Source organism: Sphingomonas sp. Tas61C01, assembly GCF_052567495.1.
This window is the reverse complement of sequence record NZ_CP199583.1, coordinates 3,167,858-3,186,537: the sequence shown is the minus strand read 5'-3', so window position 1 is coordinate 3,186,537 and position 18,680 is coordinate 3,167,858. Positions and strand designations below refer to the sequence as shown.

20 protein-coding genes are annotated in these 18,680 nt (G+C 60.4%); 8 read left to right on the top strand and 12 right to left on the bottom strand.

All coding sequences use genetic code 11. The features are described 5' to 3' along the window. Positions 1 to 100: 100 nt before the first annotated feature. From ACT009_RS14995 to ACT009_RS14985, 3 genes are all read right to left on the bottom strand, one after another. A complete protein-coding gene (locus ACT009_RS14995) occupies positions 101 to 1,519 on the bottom strand; it encodes a GH1 family beta-glucosidase (protein WP_445191862.1) in 1,419 nt (472 codons plus the stop codon). Between the two features lie 75 nt (positions 1,520 to 1,594). Further along, positions 1,595 to 2,689: an acyltransferase family protein gene (locus tag ACT009_RS14990; RefSeq protein ID WP_445191861.1), complete on the bottom strand. Its 1,095-nt coding sequence runs from the start codon at positions 2,687 to 2,689 to the stop codon at positions 1,595 to 1,597. 981 nt (positions 2,690 to 3,670) lie between these two features. Next, positions 3,671 to 4,186, bottom strand: coding sequence for a hypothetical protein (locus tag ACT009_RS14985; protein WP_445191860.1), 516 nt, complete (start codon positions 4,184 to 4,186; stop codon positions 3,671 to 3,673). 510 nt (positions 4,187 to 4,696) lie between these two features. Here ACT009_RS14985 and ACT009_RS14980 point away from each other — a divergent pair. Beyond that, positions 4,697 to 6,280 carry a hypothetical protein gene (locus tag ACT009_RS14980; RefSeq protein WP_445191859.1) on the top strand — a complete coding sequence of 528 codons (1,584 nt, stop codon included), beginning with the start codon at positions 4,697 to 4,699 and terminating at the stop codon, positions 6,278 to 6,280. A 26-nt stretch (positions 6,281 to 6,306) separates the two neighbouring features. Beyond that, positions 6,307 to 7,257, top strand: coding sequence for an alpha/beta fold hydrolase (locus tag ACT009_RS14975; protein ID WP_445194114.1), 951 nt, complete (start codon positions 6,307 to 6,309; stop codon positions 7,255 to 7,257). A gap of 197 nt (positions 7,258 to 7,454) precedes the next feature. Here the strand turns inward: ACT009_RS14975 and ACT009_RS14970 are convergent, their stop codons facing one another. Continuing rightward, positions 7,455 to 7,637 (bottom strand): CsbD family protein, encoded by a 183-nt coding sequence (locus tag ACT009_RS14970; protein ID WP_445191858.1) that lies wholly within the window; start codon positions 7,635 to 7,637, stop codon positions 7,455 to 7,457. Positions 7,638 to 7,855: 218 nt separating this feature from the next. On the opposite strand from ACT009_RS14970, the gene ACT009_RS14965 reads away from it, so the two are divergent. Then, complete coding sequence (locus tag ACT009_RS14965) at positions 7,856 to 8,533, top strand: J domain-containing protein (RefSeq protein ID WP_445191857.1); 678 nt, start codon at positions 7,856 to 7,858, stop codon at positions 8,531 to 8,533. A gap of 43 nt (positions 8,534 to 8,576) precedes the next feature. Here ACT009_RS14965 and ACT009_RS14960 read toward each other — a convergent pair whose 3' ends face one another. After that, complete coding sequence (locus ACT009_RS14960; protein WP_445191856.1) at positions 8,577 to 9,056, bottom strand: MucR family transcriptional regulator; 480 nt, start codon at positions 9,054 to 9,056, stop codon at positions 8,577 to 8,579. Between the two features lie 237 nt (positions 9,057 to 9,293). On the opposite strand from ACT009_RS14960, the gene ACT009_RS14955 reads away from it, so the two are divergent. The 4 genes from ACT009_RS14955 (at position 9,294) to ACT009_RS14940 (ending at position 11,025) form a co-directional block, all read left to right on the top strand. Continuing rightward, the gene (locus tag ACT009_RS14955) at positions 9,294 to 9,704 is read left to right on the top strand and encodes a response regulator (RefSeq protein WP_445191855.1); all 411 of its coding nucleotides are present in this window, start codon (positions 9,294 to 9,296) and stop codon (positions 9,702 to 9,704) included. 122 nt (positions 9,705 to 9,826) lie between these two features. Beyond that, on the top strand, positions 9,827 to 10,030 hold the full coding sequence (locus ACT009_RS14950) for a PEPxxWA-CTERM sorting domain-containing protein (RefSeq protein ID WP_445191854.1): 204 nt from the start codon (positions 9,827 to 9,829) through the stop codon (positions 10,028 to 10,030). Between the two features lie 578 nt (positions 10,031 to 10,608). After that, on the top strand, positions 10,609 to 10,791 hold the full coding sequence (locus ACT009_RS14945; RefSeq protein WP_445191853.1) for a hypothetical protein: 183 nt from the start codon (positions 10,609 to 10,611) through the stop codon (positions 10,789 to 10,791). An 81-nt stretch (positions 10,792 to 10,872) separates the two neighbouring features. Then, positions 10,873 to 11,025 (top strand): hypothetical protein, encoded by a 153-nt coding sequence (locus ACT009_RS14940; RefSeq protein ID WP_445191852.1) that lies wholly within the window; start codon positions 10,873 to 10,875, stop codon positions 11,023 to 11,025. Between the two features lie 42 nt (positions 11,026 to 11,067). On the opposite strand, the gene ACT009_RS14935 is transcribed toward ACT009_RS14940, so the two are convergent. From ACT009_RS14935 to ACT009_RS14910, 6 genes are all read right to left on the bottom strand, one after another. Next, positions 11,068 to 11,325, bottom strand: coding sequence for a hypothetical protein (locus ACT009_RS14935; protein WP_445191851.1), 258 nt, complete (start codon positions 11,323 to 11,325; stop codon positions 11,068 to 11,070). 268 nt (positions 11,326 to 11,593) lie between these two features. Further along, positions 11,594 to 11,743, bottom strand: a complete 150-nt coding sequence (locus tag ACT009_RS14930) for an entericidin A/B family lipoprotein (RefSeq protein WP_445191850.1) — start codon at positions 11,741 to 11,743, stop codon at positions 11,594 to 11,596. A 66-nt stretch (positions 11,744 to 11,809) separates the two neighbouring features. Next, entirely contained in the window at positions 11,810 to 12,604 is a 795-nt protein-coding gene (locus ACT009_RS14925) for a hypothetical protein (RefSeq protein ID WP_445191849.1), read from the bottom strand. A gap of 176 nt (positions 12,605 to 12,780) precedes the next feature. Then, positions 12,781 to 12,963 carry a CsbD family protein gene (locus ACT009_RS14920; RefSeq protein ID WP_445191848.1) on the bottom strand — a complete coding sequence of 61 codons (183 nt, stop codon included), beginning with the start codon at positions 12,961 to 12,963 and terminating at the stop codon, positions 12,781 to 12,783. A 108-nt stretch (positions 12,964 to 13,071) separates the two neighbouring features. Continuing rightward, positions 13,072 to 14,640 carry a PAS domain S-box protein gene (locus ACT009_RS14915; protein WP_445191847.1) on the bottom strand — a complete coding sequence of 523 codons (1,569 nt, stop codon included), beginning with the start codon at positions 14,638 to 14,640 and terminating at the stop codon, positions 13,072 to 13,074. 2 nt (positions 14,641 to 14,642) lie between these two features. Next, the gene (locus ACT009_RS14910; protein ID WP_445191846.1) at positions 14,643 to 14,987 is read right to left on the bottom strand and encodes a CsbD family protein; all 345 of its coding nucleotides are present in this window, start codon (positions 14,985 to 14,987) and stop codon (positions 14,643 to 14,645) included. A gap of 566 nt (positions 14,988 to 15,553) precedes the next feature. Here ACT009_RS14910 and ACT009_RS14905 point away from each other — a divergent pair. Continuing rightward, the gene (locus ACT009_RS14905) at positions 15,554 to 17,824 is read left to right on the top strand and encodes a DUF3772 domain-containing protein (RefSeq protein ID WP_445191845.1); all 2,271 of its coding nucleotides are present in this window, start codon (positions 15,554 to 15,556) and stop codon (positions 17,822 to 17,824) included. Positions 17,825 to 17,943: 119 nt separating this feature from the next. Here the strand turns inward: ACT009_RS14905 and ACT009_RS14900 are convergent, their stop codons facing one another. After that, positions 17,944 to 18,159 (bottom strand): hypothetical protein, encoded by a 216-nt coding sequence (locus tag ACT009_RS14900; RefSeq protein ID WP_445191844.1) that lies wholly within the window; start codon positions 18,157 to 18,159, stop codon positions 17,944 to 17,946. Between the last annotated feature and the right edge of the window lie 521 nt (positions 18,160 to 18,680).

Below are 18,680 nucleotides of genomic sequence, written 5' to 3'. Positions count from 1 at the left end.
CAGGCTATCGTCGTGCTGTCTTGACGAGATCCGGTGTGCGGTGAACGATGCGTGTCAGCTGTCCGAAAGGCAGGACAAGACGGACTGAATGTGACATTCCCTAAACAAGTTGGTTCCGGCGGATAACCTCTTTGTACCATGCTGCGCTAAGCTTCGGGATGCGTTTCTGTGTGGCGAAGTCTACATAGTGAATGCCAAAACGTTTGCTGTACCCATCGGCCCATTCGAAGTTATCCATCAGGCTCCACAAGAAGTAGCCTTTAAGGGGGTATCCCTCTGCCATCGCCCGATGGAATTGACCGACATAGTTGCGTAGGTACATGACGCGATCGGCATCATCGATCCGCCCGTTGACGATAGGATCGTCTGCTGAAGCGCCGTTCTCCGAGATGTAGAGGGCTTTCGGCTTCCACAGCTCACTGACCATGCGCACACCCCAGTAGGCGACCTCAGGACCGACTACGAGCCAGGGGGACGCCATACGCGGTGTTGAAGCGATGTGCGGGATTGTCGCGTAGCCTTTGGGACTGTCGTCAGCGCGCACCCATTCCGGTGCGTAGATGTTCAGCGCGACGAAATCGAGCGGGCTTCCGATCGCTGCCATGTCGCCGGCCTGGACCTTGGGCGCATTAGCGCCCTCCTGGTTCAGATATTCATCGATGTACCGCCCCTCCATTACGGCAGTCAGGAACATCGCATTTTGTTCACGCGTCGCTTTTTTGGCTGCCGCGATGTGCTCGGGCGTCTCGATAACCGGCACGTAAAAAGTAGCGTTGTCGGCGATACCGATAGCGGTGCCGGCTTTCGCGTGGGCCCTGATAGCCTGGACGCCCAGACCGTGGGCGAGGACACCGTGATGGCGAACCTGATTCACCTCCGCTGGAGCGAGTTTCAGGCCTGGCGCGTGGCGCCCCTCCAGATGGCCAATATCGGTAAAGCAGCGAAGCTCGTTGATGGTCATGAAGTCGTGAACGCGATCCGATAGCTTGCCGGCCATGAAGCCAGCGTAGTCGGCAAAAGCGAAAGCCGTATCGCGGTTCTGCCAGCCTCCAGGCAGCGCTGCTGGCAGGTCCCAATGGAACATCGTTACATAGGGACGGATGCCCGCCGAAAGCAGGCCGTCGACCACCTTGTTGTAATAGTCGATACCCATCTGGTTGGGCTTGCCGCGACCGGTTGTAAAAATCCGAGACCAGGCAATCGACATTCTATAGCTGTTGACGCCGAGCGCCTTTAGCAGCTCGGTGTCTTCGGCATAACGGTGGTAGCTGTCGCATGCCACGTCGCCTGTGTCGTTGTTAGCCACTCTTCCTGGTGTGTGCGAAAAGACATCCCAATTAGTCTGGCCCCGGCCGTCTTCTTTAACGGCCCCCTCGATCTGGTAGGCGGCGGTAGCGCAGCCCCAGCGGAAATCCTTGGGGAACGAGAGATTGATGGGATCGGCAAATGCTCGATGTGGTGCAAGCGCAGCCCCAGTGCCAAAAGCCAGTCCGGTTTGCAGAATTTCCCGACGATTCATAAACTCTCTCCTGCATTGTTATCGCGGTCCCGCTGACCGTCCCATGATTAGACATCCGTTCGTCACGTCAGCATCTTAAGCGCGAGCGGTGTCATTTACCTCAGGATTGGCTGCTTGGGTCGTACGACCGAGCAGTTTGCCGGACAGCCAGCGGCGCACCGGATAGTCGACAGCTCGGTCCAGCCACCAGCTGACGACACAAAGGAGGACGGTGAGGCTCAAGCCGCTCCAGGGAGCGTAATCATGGAGGACGTTGTTGCCTTGCCATCCGTTGAAGGCACGTACCGCCGTCCAGACTGGCGCATGGATGACATACAGCGGGTACGAGAGCGCACCCAAAGCCACGCAAGCCGATCGCCACTTGCCAGTCACCTTGGATCCGGCGCCCAGCCAGACCATGCAAGGCATGTAGATGCACACAGCCGCAAGTTGGTAGAGCCAGCCACCCTCCCCTTGCGGGTTGAACAGCAGCGGCAGCACGAGCAGCGCGAACAATATGGCTGGGTGCAACGACCACCTTGTCGGCCGCACCAGCCATAGCCGGTACAGGCCTACGCCTGCGAAGAACGAAAAGGTCACGCGTGATAGACCGCCGAGAAAACCCGGCCGCAGGGTGCCAAGGTCGAGTGTTCCAGCGATCAGGCCAGACAAGATCAACCCCAACAGGCCAAGAGCGACGAGCATGCCCAAACGTATGTTCGTCAATCTGGGCATCAGCAGCGCGTAACCGAGGTTGGCGACGAGCTCGAAGAAGAGTGACCAAGCCGGAAAGTTCAGCGGAAAAAGGTCGACGTTGGTGGGATCGAACGCAACGAACGGCAGCATGGCCAGATTGAAGCCGAGCGTCGCGAAGAAGTTCGCCTCGGTCGGTGGTCGTTGATAGGTCCACATGGCTAGAGCGCCGAGGATGAGGCCCAGAAGGTAGAGCGGGTAGAGCCGGATCACACGGGCAAGTATGAAGCGCTTGGCCGTAAGACCCTCAAGCATCTGCCGCTCATAGGCAAACGCGATAACGAACCCGCTCAGCACGAAGAAGAAGTCCACCGCGATCGACACGATCGCTGGCCGCAGGACGCCGAAATAGTTGGACAGGTGCATCGTCGTGACCGCGATCGCGGCGACACCGCGCAGCCCGTTTAGCGTGTCAAAAGTCTCGTGGCGCTGGCTCATCGTGCTTCGCGTCGCCTCATTATGTAACCGGTTACATCGTGGAAGGGTCTGCTGCTAAATACAAGAGGCTGCTGTCCCGCTGTCGCAAAAGCAGCGACATACGCGACGTCAGAAACTCAGCACATTTGCGACACCGCCATGCTGGCATTCGAAAGCGTTCGGTCCGCTGTCGCCCAGTTGCAGACGTTCCAGCCTTCATGCATCATTCGCCTATGAGAGTCTTTCAGCGTTCTCCTTCGCGTGATCGTGCGCCATGGCTCCATTGGTCGTTTTTCGCTGCGTGGGCCACGATTCTGAGCATTCGCATTTTGGGATTGAATGCGCCTCAGGGCGTGATGATCTTACTCGGAGCAGTAGTATTGATCTCAGCCGCTGCTCGGGTGCCCTCTTTGATCTCTGAGGCTTTGCGATCGAGCCTAAACGAACATCGCGATAGCCGCTGACGCGAATACCGCTGTCCACCACAAACGGATATTCAGTGCCGCCCGCACGGGAAGGTTCGCTACCCCCAGTAGCGGACGTCGGTGCCGAGTGATAAAGAACACCGAAGTTAACTGTGTAGGAGGCAGTCAATGACGATAGCGGATCGCTTTGCGTTAAGGTCGCGCTATGGCCCGTTCTCACCTTCGTCATTGGACTGCTATGCCTGATGATGCTGCGAGTCGTGAGCGGCGCTGACCCGCTTCCCAGTGGCTCAGCGCGCTACGTAATCAGCGGAAGTCTCCTTGTAACTTTTGGCGCCTTGACAGCCGCGAACCTGTTGCGCTGTCGATTAGCGTGCTAGCGTCCGCTCTCCATTGATCCGGCACATTCGCCGGTCGTTTTCGTCTAATGGCCGCTAACGCCCAGTTGCTGCCGTCCGTTCTCGATCGTAGCGCACCGGAAAGCAGACGCTGGAGAGATTGTCTTGACCGGCATTCGCATTCACGGGACGAAGGCCGTTCAAGAGCTTCTCATGAAAAGGTTCTCTCGAAGTCCCTTTCAGTTTGTTCGATTATAGACCTGTTGATAGATTATCGGCTTAGCAAGCAGTGGAATAATGATGGTGGTGTCCGCCACCAAATCTCGGCCGACACTACGGTACAATGTGGTCCGCTCGCTGTCGTCGCCACGGAACGTTAGAGAGATGGCACCGCCATCAACTTTTGCCGAGACATCAAAAACAAGCTCTTCGATGAGCTTCCACTTGATCGGCTCTTCGCCTATCCAAACGACGATAGGTGTATGGGCATCATACGCGATTCCGACTCGACCTTCTGTGATGGAAATCCTTATCCTATTTACCGCAACGGATTTGCGGAGCCGTGTGCGAGCGAGAGGGCGCTTGGCGTTGGAAAGTTCAGCGACCGCGCTGTCAATCGCTTTAAAGGCGTTGTCACCCCGTGAATCGTCCAGAACATAGATGCCTGAAACCACACCTTGCACCGGGCTCGCGGAGCCTGAGGCAGGACTCCAGATGGCAACTCCGATCGCCGCCGACAAAGCCCACTGACGCATCAAGCGCTCCTCAAATTCCGCTGCTCGCCGGTGCAGGTGTAGCGGCGATCCCGATTAGCGCATAGGTGATGCTCTCATTGCCGGATCGGGCAACGTCCTCCCGCTTGTAGACGCACGGACTGGGGGAGGGCTGGCCTTATCAAAAGGACCAGCCGGGCGACCGCTAGTTTGATCTGCAAACCCGACAGCGGAACGACCGGTTTCCACCACGTTCGGACATGCCGCTGTCGCAAAAGCGGGGACATATGAGACGTCCGAAACTCAGAACATTTGCGACGAGCAGCATGACTGTGGGCATCGTAGCCGATGTCCGGTTCTCATAGCCGATCACGTCTCCCTTTGTGTGAATGGCGAGGTTGGCGTTAAACGTGTCGTAGAGTGAGAACCATCAATGATATCGTCCAATTGCAGACTGCGTCTTTTTGCGGCTTGTATGGTCCGACACGGCGTCAATGGTCTCCCGAGGCTCTAAAAAGTCATCGCGTATTAGGCTTATCCAGGAGAGACGAGTTGATCCTCAAGCTGATGGTTATGCTTCTGACCGGTGTCGCCTCAGGTGTCGCTGCACAGGATGTTCCGGCGGCCGAAGCTCATAGCCCTGCCGAGCATGAAGGGATGAACCATGGCGACATGGTTGCACCCAAGACGCCGCAGATCATGCCAGGGTATGGCAACGGTGGTTTCGCCATAACGACGAAAGTACCGCAGGCGCAGGCATTCTTCACCAACGGTATGCAGCTCGCCCATGCCTTTGCACACACCGCTGCAATTGCAGCGATGACGGAGGCGGTGCGGCTAGACCCTGCTTGCGCGATGTGCCTTTGGGGGAGGGCCTGGGCTTCGGGGCCGACCATCAACTACGGTAAGTCGGCCCAGGAACTCGCGCCGCTCGCGGAGATGGCCGACAGAGCGGCCGGATTGGCAAAAGTAACGGGCACCGACCGCGAGCGTGCTCTGATCCACGCGCTTCAGGCACGGTATCGGGACGGGGGCGGGGGAAAGCCGGGGGATCTCGCTTTCGCCAAGATGATGGCGACGCTTGCCGCGCGATACCCAGCAGATAACGAGATCGCAGTAATCGCGGCCGATGCCTGGCTGATGACAGAGGCGAAGACGCCCGACGATTGGAAAGTGAACGCCGAGCTCGCAATGCCGCTGCTGGAAGGGGTGTTGAAGCGCAGTCCCAACGATACGCCCGCGATTCACTTCTACATACATGCGACCGAGGCGGCGGGTGTGCCGGCGCTCGCGGAGCGATACGCCGACAAACTTGCCGGGCTTGCGCCTAAAGCGAGTCACCTGATCCACATGCCTAGCCATACCTTCTACTGGGTCGGGCGTTATCAGGACGCGGCAGACGCCAACGCCCACGCGGTAGCCATCGGGATTGAGAATGCGCGGGTACTCGGGTTGCCGCCCCCCGCCGGGGTCTGGGGCCTGCCCTATCACGTTCACAACGTGACCTATGGGCTGGGCGGTGCGCTTGAAGCGGGCGATGCCAAGACCGCGCTGGAACTGGGTCGGCCTCTAGTACAGGTCACACAGAACCGTCCGAAGGCGAGCCCGTTCAACCAGGTGATCGCTGCCAGCGGATATTTTGCCATGGCCCGCTTTTCAGATCCGGCGGAGATCCTGGCGCTGCCGCAGCCGAAGCTACCGACCCTGGTAGCCGCCTGGCACTATGCGCGCGGCGAAGCCCTAGCGCGGAAGGGGGATGCGGCTGGCGTGCGCGTGGAAGCAGCAGCCATTCAGGGGACGACAGGCAAGCTGAGCGACGACGACGGTTCGCGGCAGGCTCAGCAGCTTACGTTGATTGCTCGCAACGTCCTGAGCGGACGCGCTGCGATGATGGAAAAGCGAACTCCTGACGCGATAATCGCCTTTCAGCAGGCCACGGAGTTGCAAGAGGGCGTGGAGTTTTCGCTCATGACCGATCCGCCCGCCTGGTACTATCCCGTACGACGTGACCTCGCCGCTGCAATGCTGGCGGCCGGTGACAAGACAGGTGCACACAAGCAGGCGGAGGCGGCACTCGTCTACCGGGTCAAAGACCCGGGTACTCTGGCTTTGCTAAAGACGATGGGCCCACATTAGAAGGCCGGATTGCATCAAGTTTGGACATGCCGCTGTCGCACAACAAGGGATACTCGCGACGTTCAAAACTAAGCAGTTTCGCGGCACGCTTCGAAATGGCCGCTTTCGCAAAAAGCGGACATTGCGGCCCTCATCAGGCAAGCTATGTTCTACGGACGATGGTGCGGTATCCTCTTCTACTCGCGGCTGTGCTCGCCACAACGCCTGCGGGTCATGGCAAGCCTGCCCTTGCTAGCGCCCGGGATCGTTTCGTCAGCCTCTCAGGCGGTAGGGTCATTGCCTTGCACTGCGCCGGGCGCGGCAAGTTCACGGTTCTGCTCGAACCGGGCGATGGGGGGCGTCGCACCCACATGGCTCTGCTCTTTGCGGCACTATCAGACCGCTACCGCGTGTGCGCGTACGATCGCCGTAACGTCGGGGGCAGCTCCGCTGCCCCGCTACCGCGACAGGCTGCTGATTTAACCAAGGATGCCTTCGACACTCTTTCGGCAGCCAAGGAGCGCGGCCCGTACATTCTCTTTGGCACCTCAATGGGCGGAATGCTCGTCCGATCGTACGCAGCCTCGCAGGCGGTCGCGGGATTTGTGACGAGCAACCAACCCGGCACGACACGTGAGTGGGTGCGTTTCGCCTATCCTGTGATGTCGCGGTCGCAGCGCGCAGCGGACGCAGCTTGGATGTCTGGAGATAACAACGAACATATCGATGTAACGGACCTCAGCAAAGCAATCGAAAAGGCCAAACCACCCCGCGTTCCTTATGTCGTAATGATTTCGACCGAGCGATTTCAGTGCAGAGAGGCCGAGATTTGCGGCCCGGTCTATAGCGCGTTCGTCGAGGCATCCCGGGCGATGGCGCAAGCAGGCAAGAAGGGTCAGCTGCGCGTGCTCGATGGTGATCACGATCTTTACGTGACGAACTTGGAGGACGTCCTCGCAGCGATCGATGACGTCGCCTTCTCAGCACAAACTCGATAAGCCTCAGCACATCCCCTTGTGAAAGAGGACGGTCCACTTACCATCACGTTCGACATGCCGCAAAAGCGGCCACATTCGAGACGTCCGAAAATCAGCATTCGTGCGACACGATCCCTTCCCATAACTTCATCGCGATAGGGCACAAAAAGCGACCTCGGTCGTGGACCGAGGTGGCTTTTTGGGTTTCGCTAAAGTGCTTAGACGTTGTCGCCGAGTGCGCCCTTGACGCTGCCCTTGACGTCCTGCCCGGTGCCCTTGAGCTGCTGTGCCTTGCCTTCGGCTTCCAACTGCTCGTTATCCGTGGCGTCGCCGTACAGCTCCTTAGCCTCACCCGCGATCTTGTTGCCGGCTGCGTCGAGCTTGTCGGTAAATTCGCCCATCTTCATCTCCTGCGTTGCCCGAATGATCAGATCGTTTCGGGTTAGCGATGCAACGAGCCCGATAAAGACAGGTTCCTTCTAGCCCCGTGAAAGCCTATGACGCCTTGGACAGTGTGCTCGGCAAGCTACTTGGTTTGCCTTAAACCAGCAGCTGTGGCTGCATCGCGCGCGATAGTCCGCCTTTCTTTTTCAGCGGTTTAGCGACAGGCTGAGGCCTCATGGCTTTTTCACCAGACTATTATTCAGTGCTGGGCGTGTCACCTTCGGCAGATCGCGCGGCCATCCACTCCGCATGGAGGGCGCTGCTTCGTCGATACCACCCCGACGCCAACCATGGTGCGGACGTTTCCGCCCGTGCCAAAGAGATCAACGAGGCATATGCCGTTCTGGGAAAGAAGGAACCGCGCGCCGCCTACGATCGCTCGCGGTCAACAACGTCGTCCCGCCGTCCAACCGCCCACCGTCCGGTTTACGCCGCATCAGCAGGCAGGCGCTCCACGCGGCCGAGCGCAACGATGCGGCCTTGTGGCGATTACTCGCAGCCGTTCAGCACCAACGACTGGCTGACGGGGCTGCTACTGCTGATCCTCACCGCCGCACCCCTGGGTACCATCGTAGTTTTGTATTACGAAGAGTCCCGGCCGACTTATACGGCTCGCCGTCACGCGGCCGTTCACCATCATCGAGAAATGCCGGCCGAACCAGACGGCGCCTCATCGGGCACAAAGCGCCCGCTAAAACAGTCTACTATCAGACCCGGCAAACCCGTATCCGGCCATAACGCTTTTAGGCACGATCACGGTGCGAGTGTCGGCAGTCTCGGCTTTGTCGAACCTGCCGTACCGGACGAGTTGCAAGATCGGTCGCTTGATACGGCGCCAATGCACGCTGTATGACACGCGTGTATTATTGCCATTTCGTCAACAACGAGCTGTCGGCCTACTCAGTCGTGCCAGCCTTTGCAGATCGCTTTTTCCGCATCTGCGTCGCCATTCCAGCAACGTCTCCGAGTTCGCGCTTGCCCCCCAGCCCTATGGATTTGGCCATAGTGCGTCGCGCCTCCGAATAGCTGGGCGCAACCATGGGGTAATCAGCTTTCAGGCCATAGCGCTCACGATACTCAGCAGGCGTGATGCCATTGGTCGACAGGTGGCGAGTGAGCGTCCGGTACGGCTTGCCGTCGATCATCGAGATGATGTGATCCGGCGACGCCAGCGACTTTCGCACCGACACGGCCGCTGTGTGGTCCTTTGCGGGAGCTTCCTCAGGCTGCGCTGGGCTACTTAGAGACGTCACTGCGGCATGCATCTTCTGGAGCACGCCAGGAACATCTTCTGCGTTGGTCCGGGTGTTCGGATTGGACAGCCAAGCCATGGTCAGCTCTGTTGCAAGCTCAACGGCATTTAATTCATTCTCCAAATCAATATCCTTCTGCGGGTCAATCCCGGTATTGATCTATGTTTTGTTTTTGCGAAAGCAACATCTTCGTTAACGACCCCATAATCGCGTAAGCTTGTAGATCAGGAGTTTGTCTGATGTTCTGGTAGAGCGCGCCTGCCCTGCCCCTTCCCGTGTCATAGCGGCACACCGGTGTCACGAACGACGGCTGCCTCCTCTAACCGCGCAACCCGCAGCGACACGGTTGGTTAATGCACGATGCCGCCCTCAACCGTTCCCTACGCGATCGTCGTCGAAGACGACCCCATCATTATGATGGATACAACGTACATCCTCGAAGATGCGGGCTTTCGCGTCCGTGAGAGCTTTGACGGAGATGAGGCGATCCTCCTTCTGGCTGAGCATTGGGAGAGCACGGTGCTGCTCTTCTCAGACGTCGACATGCCCGGAACCATCAACGGCTTTGCGCTTGCCCGCTATGTCGCCGAGCAATGGCCATCGATCGAGATTGTCCTTGCGTCGGGCCACATCTCTCCTGAGGCAGGTGACATGCCGGAAAAAGCAACGTTCATCATCAAGCCGTTCAACCACCGTACCGTGCACGAGCATCTCAACCAGATACTTTCAGACGAGCGCAAGCCTGAGCCGTTGAAGAAGGCCGCCTCGTAGACGGCCATAATCTTTGCCTTACTGCATCAATCGAAGGCGACCTGCGTTCCCTTTTCGTTCTAGCAACGAGCCGGAGGTTCGCTTATGACCAGACCTTCACTGCTTAGAGTCTCGGCTTTGCAGTGACCAACGGCAACCAGGCGGTCTCGACATACGCGCAGTTTGTCGCCTCGGCCGGCGAGACAATCAAGAGCGTCTCGTTCAGCAACACGCCTGCGAATGATGCGTTCGAAGTCGCCAACTTCACGGTCACCGCAGTGCCCGAGCCCGGCACCTGGGGCATGATGCTGGTCGGCTTGGGCATGGTTGCCGGCGCATCGCGCTAACGCAGGCGCAGCACCAAGACCGTCTTCGCCTGAACCCTCTGTCGATCGTTGAATTGAAGCGCCGCTGGCCGCAAGGCCGGCGGCTTTTTGAACGTCTGGCCATGTCCGGCGTGATCACCGCCCAGAGCGCTCACTTACTTGACGGCGAGATCGTACCGCGCGTTGACCGATTGCCCGGTGTCTAAAAACCAATCGTTTTCTGGACGGCCGCGGCGAGGACCCACAAGTGGTCGTTCAGAGTGACCATGCGGCTCCGCGGAAGCCGACGCTCGTTCATCTGAGTGGGCTGTTTGCGGATCGGCTGGGCAGCTCCTCTAGAACGACTTGTATAGCTAGGAAAGCAGAAGCTCGCGGCCAGGTTCCCAGCGGCCCCGCTGGCTCTAAGCTGGTGACGAAGCCGGACAGCGGCTATGTCATCGCTCCAAGCGACCCTGCTCGCAAGCGGCCTTCGCTCTCATCGGCGCCATCGCTGCGGGTGGGACCCTCCCGCTGTGAAATCTACCCGACGCCTTGATCCTTTTGCGTCATGCGTCGCGGCGCTTCGGGGATTAGAAAAGCGCCGGAGAGCGGGATCGACAATGATGGACAAAGACGAAGTGATCAGCCTGGAACGGGCAAGCGCCGACGGCGCCTATTTCAGCGAGCGTGCCGCATGGCACCAGCATCGCGCCACCCAGGCGACCGACGACAGCACCCGGTTGCTCCACGAACGGTTCGCGGCGCTCTATCGGTGGCGCGCGGATCCCTGTCATGCCGCTTGAGAGCGGATGTTCCGCAGAGCAGGCGACATCGGATTGCCGAGCGTTCGCCGGCGCTCACGTCACATGCGGCCGAGGCTGAAGATGACCGATCTGTCGGACGCCGCTGCGCTCAGGGCCGCCATCGTCGCTGCCCTGCTGATGGCAGACGACCAGAACGACACCGTCATCGGCGCGCTGCTCGCCAGCGCGCTTGATGTCGTCGAGCGACGTACCGCAGAGCTGCCTGACGGCTGACGGCCAACGGCTGACGGCCAACGGAGGCCGCCCGCGCCCTCGTTAGAGTGGCGACGCGGGATCGGTGAGGATGCCGCACGTCGCCGCAGCCTTGCCGACTTCTAACGGCACCTTCGGGTCCTTTACCTGGCTCGCGACGCGAATAAAATCGGTGACGGTCAGCCGCCCGGGAGTCGTGTCGCCTTCGCGCGTTGCCCGCGCGGCGCGGCCGAGCTGCTGCAATTGCCGAATCGAAAGATTGGCTTCTAACCGATCGCCGACGCACTGCGATTGCGCGGGCTGGAACCCATAGCCTTGCAACGAAGAGGCGATCCTGGCCGATGGATCGACACAGCCGGCAAGGGCCGCGAGGGCTGCGAGGCAAGATGTCGTTGCGGCCAATCCGAAAAACCGGTTCGACGATAGGATCGACATCGATAAAATCCTTGTCTGGAACGTTGCAGGTGCACTTGCAGGCGCAGCCGATCCCAACCCCGTGACGGGAGGTCGGCCGATCGGACGCGTGTCCGAGCTATCGCCGGCCGGCACGTGGCGCGGGTGCCCGATGCAGCCGCGCCACATTGCCGTCCTACTTCTTCTTGCCGTCTTCGCCCGATGCGTTGGAGACGGCAGTGCCGGCCGACTTCACGTCCTTGCCGACGCCGTTGACGGTGTGGCATCCCGCCAGCGTCAGGCTGGCAGCGAGCAGTGCAGAAGTAACCCGATGCTTCATGATCATTCCTTCCTTCCTTCCAGTAAGATGGCGAGGTCGGCGTCCGACGCCAACCTCGCTGCGCAGTGACGATCAGGCGCGGACGACGCCCTCGCGGCGCCGCGTTGCCGCGATCCCGCCAAAGGCCGATGCGGCGGCGCCGATCAGCAGCGCGACGACGACCATGAACGAGGTGCTCGCGGCACCGCCAGCCGCATCATCGGCAACCGTCTTCGCCTTCGTGATCGTCTCGTCCTTGGTAGCGACGAACCGCGCTTTGGCGGCATCGACCTTTTGCTGCGCCTCGGGACGACCGATCTTCTGCTGGGCGGCGACGATCGTCACGATCCGATCCTCGGCCTGCCGACCCTTGGCACCGCCGGCAGCTAAGTTGGGAAGCTGTTCGGCGATCTCCTTCTGCGCCTGTTGCGGCGTCATCGCCGCCGGATCGGCAGGCGCGGCGTCGAGATAGGCCGAAGCCTGACTCTGCAGGTCGTCGGTGGTGACGCCGGCGGCCTTGGCGATCGTCGGCGCGGTCGCGCCCACGCCCTGCCCCGCCGCGGTCGCGACCGAGCCCACGGTGCGGAACGCGCCGCCGATGATCCCGCCGACCGCGGAGGTCACCAGGTACAGCGTGAGGATCAAGGTCACGCCCCAGATCGTCAGGCCGTGGACGACTCCGTCGAACCGGTCGCGAACGCCCACCACCCGTGCCGTGGCATAGCTGCCTGCGCCGAGCGCGATGATGGTGCTGAGGATCCAGTAGACGCCGGCGCCGATGCCGAAGCCGCCCGCGCTGGGGGTCGACCCCTGCACCGGATCAACGAGGCTCAGGCCGATCCCGGCGCCCAATAGCGCGAGCACCAGCTGGACCGCGATTGCGATCACGACGCCGGCGAAGATCGCTGGCCAGGACAGGCGGGATCGAAGTGGAACGGCAACAGCCGTCCCTGGCTGCGCAACGGCAGCGTCATACGTGGTCGACATCGATAACTCCTATGTAGATTTACTCGGCCGGCGTGCTGGACCTACGCGTCGCAGCAGCTCGTCCGGCCAAGATTACGTTAGCTTTTCAGCCGATCCTTGACAGCAGTCTTGCCCTGGCCGACCGCGGCTTGCGCCTTACCGGCGGCCCTTTCGGCTGTTCCCTCGATCTCGGTGGCATTGCTGCCGGTCAGTTTGCCGATCGCTTCCTTGATCGAGCCCTTGGCTTCTTGGGCAAGACCTTCAATTTGAATCTTTTCCATAATCATCTCCGCGTCGCTTGCTAGTTACCTAGGCTATCAACGATCTGGGGGCTTGCGCGCGCACCGGGTAGATCGTTTATCACTACGCCCGCGAGTATTTATGCATCATCATGCCGGCCGGATCGCAACGGAATCGCCGTCGAAGCCACGCTCGCGCGCCCAGGCCACCGCGGCGTTGCGACGGTTGACCCCGATCTTGCCGTAGATCCGCGCGACGTGATTACGCACGGTGTTGCCGGAAACGTCGAGCTCGCGCGCGATCAGCTTGTCGTCCAGCCCGCGACAGATCAGTGCAAGCACCTCGCGCTCCCGTCGAGTCAGGTCTTGCAGGTCGGACGACGATTGCTGCCGGTTCGGCGAGCGGAGGTTGGCGAGCTTCTCCATGATCGACCGGCTGAACCAGGTCGTATCCTTCATGACCGCCTCGATCGCCTCGACGAGCTCGATCTCCGAATGTTTGCGCGCGGTGATGTCTTGGAAGACCCACAGCACGCATTCCGCGTCAGCGAGGTGGATCGCCTCGGTCGAGATCACGACGTCGAGCACGCTGCCGTCCTTCGTGACGATGCGGTTCTCGAACTGCTCGAGCGCGCCGCCTTCCTCCAGTCGCGCCTCGATCTCGCGGCGCGCGTCGCCCGCTTCCCACAGCTTGACCTCGCCCAGCTTGCGGCCGACGATCTCGTCGGCGCCATAGCCGGTCAACCGGGCGAAGGCGGCGTTGACGTCGCATAGCACGTGGCCATCCGCCTCGCCGACCGCCATCGCTACCGGCGCCCGGCGGAACGTCTTGGTGAAACGCTCCTCGCTCTGCCGCAGCGACTTCTCGGCTTTGCGGCGGGGTTCGAGATCGGCGAAGGTGAACAACATGCATGGATCGTCGCCGAGGTCGATCGGCTGACCCGCGACGATCACGAGCTTGGTGCTCCCATCGGGCAGCGACAGCTCCGCTTCCATCTGCGGGATGGTACGCCGTTCGGCGAGCCGTTCCTTGGCGAGATCCTTGTTGTCAGCGTTTTCGAGAACATCGACGTCGTAGGCCGTCCTACCGAGCACCTGGTCCTTTTCGTACCCGGTCATCTCGATGAAGCCCTGGTTGACCTTCACGTAGCGCAAATCGCTCAGGCGGCAGATGACCGCCGGCGCCGGATTGGCGTTGAACGATTGTTCGAAGCGCTCCTCCGCCTCGAAGCGTAGCGATACGTCCTGAAGCACCAGCACCAGGCATTCGGGATCGCCAGACGCGTCGTTGAGCACCAGGCTGCGCACCTGATGTACCCATTGCGGCTCGGCGCTTCCGGCGGGCGCGACCTCGACGACGACCTCGCTGAACGCCTCGCCGCCGATCACCCGCTCGACCGGATAGCTGTCCGGATCGAGCGGGTGATTGTTGCGATAGCGCAGCTGAAAGCGCTCGCGATACGCGGTTACGTTGCCGCCGAGCTGATCGAGCTGTTCGACGCCGTGCATTCGCAACGCCGCCTCGTTCGCCCATAAGAGGCTCTGGTCGGGATCGATCAGGATCACGCCTTCGCTCAGGCCCGCGATGATCTGCTGCAGGTGCCGCAGGTCGTCGGAATCGCGGAGCGACCTGTTGATCGGGATCACCGCTGGCGGGGCACCTCCCGGCTTGCCCGTCGCGCCGTCGCGCGTCGTCAATTCGGTCGAAGCGCCGCCCATCGTCAGATCCTTTTGCCGTGGATCAGCCACGATATTGCATAGCCGACGACCCCGACCACCGCCGCGAGTGCCCACGGGTTTTGCTTCATCTGCTCGTTCGCTACATCGCGTCCGCGGCTCGCGACATGGCGGGCCCGATCGCCCGCTTCCTGCAGCATCCCGGGAGCGTCGTCGATCAAGTCTTCGACATGGTCCTTCGCCCTACCGTACAGATTCTGCGCACCACCGGCCACCTGATTAACGATGCCATCCGCTTGCCACGAGGCGCTGCTGGCAACGTCGCCGACGTTCTTCTCGATCTTACCCTTGACGTAGCGGACGCCGCCTTCGATTTCATCTTGGTTCATGTCGTCTTCGACCTTTCCTGGTTGCGGATGCCAGAACAGGCCACAGCGTCGGTGGTTCCTGGTATTTAGATACCCAGGCTAATCACTTTATACCACGTCGAGACGATGGCGGCATGTTGGGTGTCTCGGAGACGGTTTTTTGTGGAACGATTGAGCGCTACCTCGTGGCAAACCGACCCGCGAACGTCTGACGCTTGTTAACGGCTAGCCAAGCAGCTTGAGACAGCTCGCTCGAACGTCCCTGGAGCTCCGGGCGCAGTTATCTACTTCGGTCAGGCGCGGAGTTGACATGCGAACTAAAGCTAGGCGCTCGCATCGGCAGGTTGCGACCGCCGAGTAGAGAAGTCGAGCTCGACGGCTCCTTGTCCGCCGATCATTTCGCCGTTTCACGTTCCCGACGCGGAGCCCAGCAAACTAGATTTTAACGGCGGGTTTGCCATAGCAGGGGGATGCGACCCTTAATCCGTTCAACCCTATTTCTATTCGTTACACTTTCGTGGGCGTTCAGTCTTATCGTCTCGTCCGCTACCGCCCAGCCAATCGATCCGCTTCGATCGGCGACGGCGGTGCTCGACCGTGCAGAGAGAGGCTTGAAGGCCACTGATGCAGCACTGGGAGGGACGGTCGATGTAAATGCGCGGAAGCAGGTTCGTACGCGACTGGTGGAACTGCGGGCCGATACTATCACTACAGTCGATGCGCTCCAGGACGTGTTGGACCGGGTCGACGCTCGTATTGGCGAACTTGGTCCAGTCCCCAAGGTTGTTTCGGAAGCAGAAAACATTAGCATTGAACGACAGCGGCTGATCCAGCAGCGAGCCGCGACGGACTCGGCGATCAAACGAGGCCGGCTACTCCGCCTTGAGGCCCAGCAGCTGCTGGAAGAGCTTGCCGCCAATCAGACCGAACAGATTACAAAAAGGGTTTCTACCCGCGCTGCGTCACCGCTCTCGCCGAGCCTCTGGATTGATCTGGCGAGCGCATGGCCGGGTGACATAAAGCGCGTGACGACCTTTGCGGTCGCCGGAATGGAAGGATTGCAGCGGGGTATCAAAGCCGGGCAGCCCGTATTGGCAGCACTCGCCGCACTTCTTGCGCTCGTCTTCCTGTTCCCGGTGCGGTATCTCGCACGTGCGGCAGGACGTCGTTTCCTCATCGATGAAGTACCGGGCCAGCGCCTGCGTCGGTCGGCATACGCTTGGTGGCGCGTGACGGTCGGCACTGCAGTTCCGCTCATTGCCGCACTAATCTTCGTGAACGGCCTACGGGGGGCTGGCTTCGTTGCATCCCGCTGGGACCCACTGCTCGGCGGGCTAATCTGGGCCACTGGAATCAGCGCGTTTGTTGCCGCGCTTGGTGGTGCTTTGCTACTTCGCGGTCATCCTGCTTGGCGGTTGATCTCGATTGACGACGATCTGGCAATCCAACTCCGCTTCTGGACATGGGTGCTGGCGAGCATAGCGTTTGTTGCGCCTCTACTCGACCGTTTCAATATCGTTGTGGAGGCAAGTCCATCGGCGTTGTTAGCGACCGAGATGCTTGAAGCGGTGCTTCATGCTATTCTTCTAGTCGGGGTGCTCGTCACCATCGGTCGTCTGAGAGTTCGTCACGCGGCGGAACGGGAAGTCACGTCCGATGGCACCGCCGCACATGTTGGCATTGTTCTGACCCTTGTTGCCCTGTGGGGTGTCACACTCGTAGCGATCGCCGGTCTGCTGGCGGGATATATCGGCTTTTCGCTGTTCGTAGCTCGTTTCGTGACATGGTTCGCGATCGTAGCCGGCACGCTTTACCTGCTGGTTGTCGTGCTCGACGACATTAGTACCGGAGCCTTGTCGAGCGGTAGCCGGCTTGGGCGGCTGGTCTCGACGGGCACTGGCCTACGCAACAGCACGATCGATCAGGCAGGCGTTCTGCTCTCGGGCATTCTGCGCGTGGCTGCGGCCTTAATGGCGCTCAGCCTGCTGCTTGCGCCGTTCGGCGCGGGCACGTCGGCCGTGTTCGACCGCCTTGGTGTTCTGGCGCAAGGGGTGACGATCGGCCAGGTCAGCATAGCTCCAGCTGCGATTCTGCGTGCGCTGGCAGTTTTGGCAATCGCCTTGTTGCTGGCTCGCATGTTTCAAGGGTGGCTTACCAACCGCTACTTGCCGGCAACGCAGCTCGACGCAGGCGCGCGTAATTCGCTGGTACTGGTCTCTCGCTACGTCGGGATATCGCTCGCATTCTTGTGGGCGCTGGCGTCGCTCGGGATCGGCATCGAACGGATCGCCCTGCTACTATCGGCCTTGTCTGTTGGTATCGGTTTCGGTCTCCAAGCGATCACGCAGAACTTCGTGTCCGGACTGATCCTGCTCGCCGAGCGACCCGTCAAGATCGGTGACCTGGTGCGTATCGGCAATGACGAAGGTGACGTGAAGCGCATCAACGTCCGCTCGACCGAGATCGAGCTAGCGGATCACTCAACGCTGATCGTTCCCAATTCTGAACTTATTACGAAAAGTGTACTTAACAAGACAGTCGTGAATGCAATGGGACGCGTCGAGATCGTTTTCACGGTACCGATCGAGAGCGACGTGAAGCACATACGATCGATCGTGCTCGACCTATTCGCCGCCGAGCCTGCGGTTCTCGACCTGCCCAAGGCTGCCGTGTTCATCGACGGCATCGCTAATGATCGTGTGACGTTCAAATGTCTCGCGCACGTCGACAGTGCAAGGCATACCTATCCGACGCGAAGCGCTGTACTTATGGAGCTTCTAGACCGCCTCCGGAGCGAAGGCATTGAGATCGGCAGCATGCCTCAGCGGCTGGAGCTTGTACCGATCGTTGCCGCTTAGGGTATCTGGCGTTGGCGTATCGCCCCGCCATAGCCAGTCGCTAGCAGATGACAGAGCAATCGTGCACGGCGACGACGCGCGCACCCCCGCTCACAAGGACGTAGATCTCATGACCCGGCTTAGCTGGTCTTTCTCCCCGAGAAGATCGCATCCTTTGCTTTCCCGAAGCCTCTAAGAACCAGCCAGCCCGTCGCGTATGTCAGAACTATCGGCGTGATCGCGCGGACCGCGAAGCCCGCGATCGCGCCGCCAATTGCTCCGTCGACGGTCGAATCATCGCCTTCTGCGCCATCGATCGCACTGCCGATCGCTGCGCCAATCAGTGAACTGAGCATGGAGCGCCTTTCATTGTGGAACCGCAAAAGCGATTGCGCCTGCCAACGGTTTCTCGGCAGCGTTGCCGGGTTAGCGACGATATGTTGCGAAAGTGGCTGAGCGTTCAAGCCAGCTTCGACTAAATCGGCAAGCCAACGTTAGTGATTGGGCGCTGCGCTTTGCGGAACGCCGGGGCAAGTTGGCGTAGTAAACGGAACGTGGCAGAGTCGTGACGACGGTTGCGGGTATCTACGCAGGATGAGAGCCGGGGAGCTAATCGTGAGCTGCAGCTCTTAGGTGAAACGCGTTCGTGTAAGCGGCGTTGATGCTCGATCTCAACCGAGCCGCTGGCGCTTGGATACTCATCCCTCGACCGACCGGCGCTCACTACGCTGCTATGCTCGCTTCGACGCCTTCTGGTTCCGCCTTGCCCCTCCTCCGCACTGCGATAGCGGCAGGGAGGACACAGCTTTATTCTACCACCTAAACTACCGGATGGTGCCTGCCCAAAAGGGCGAGGCATGCTGGTGCCGGACGACGG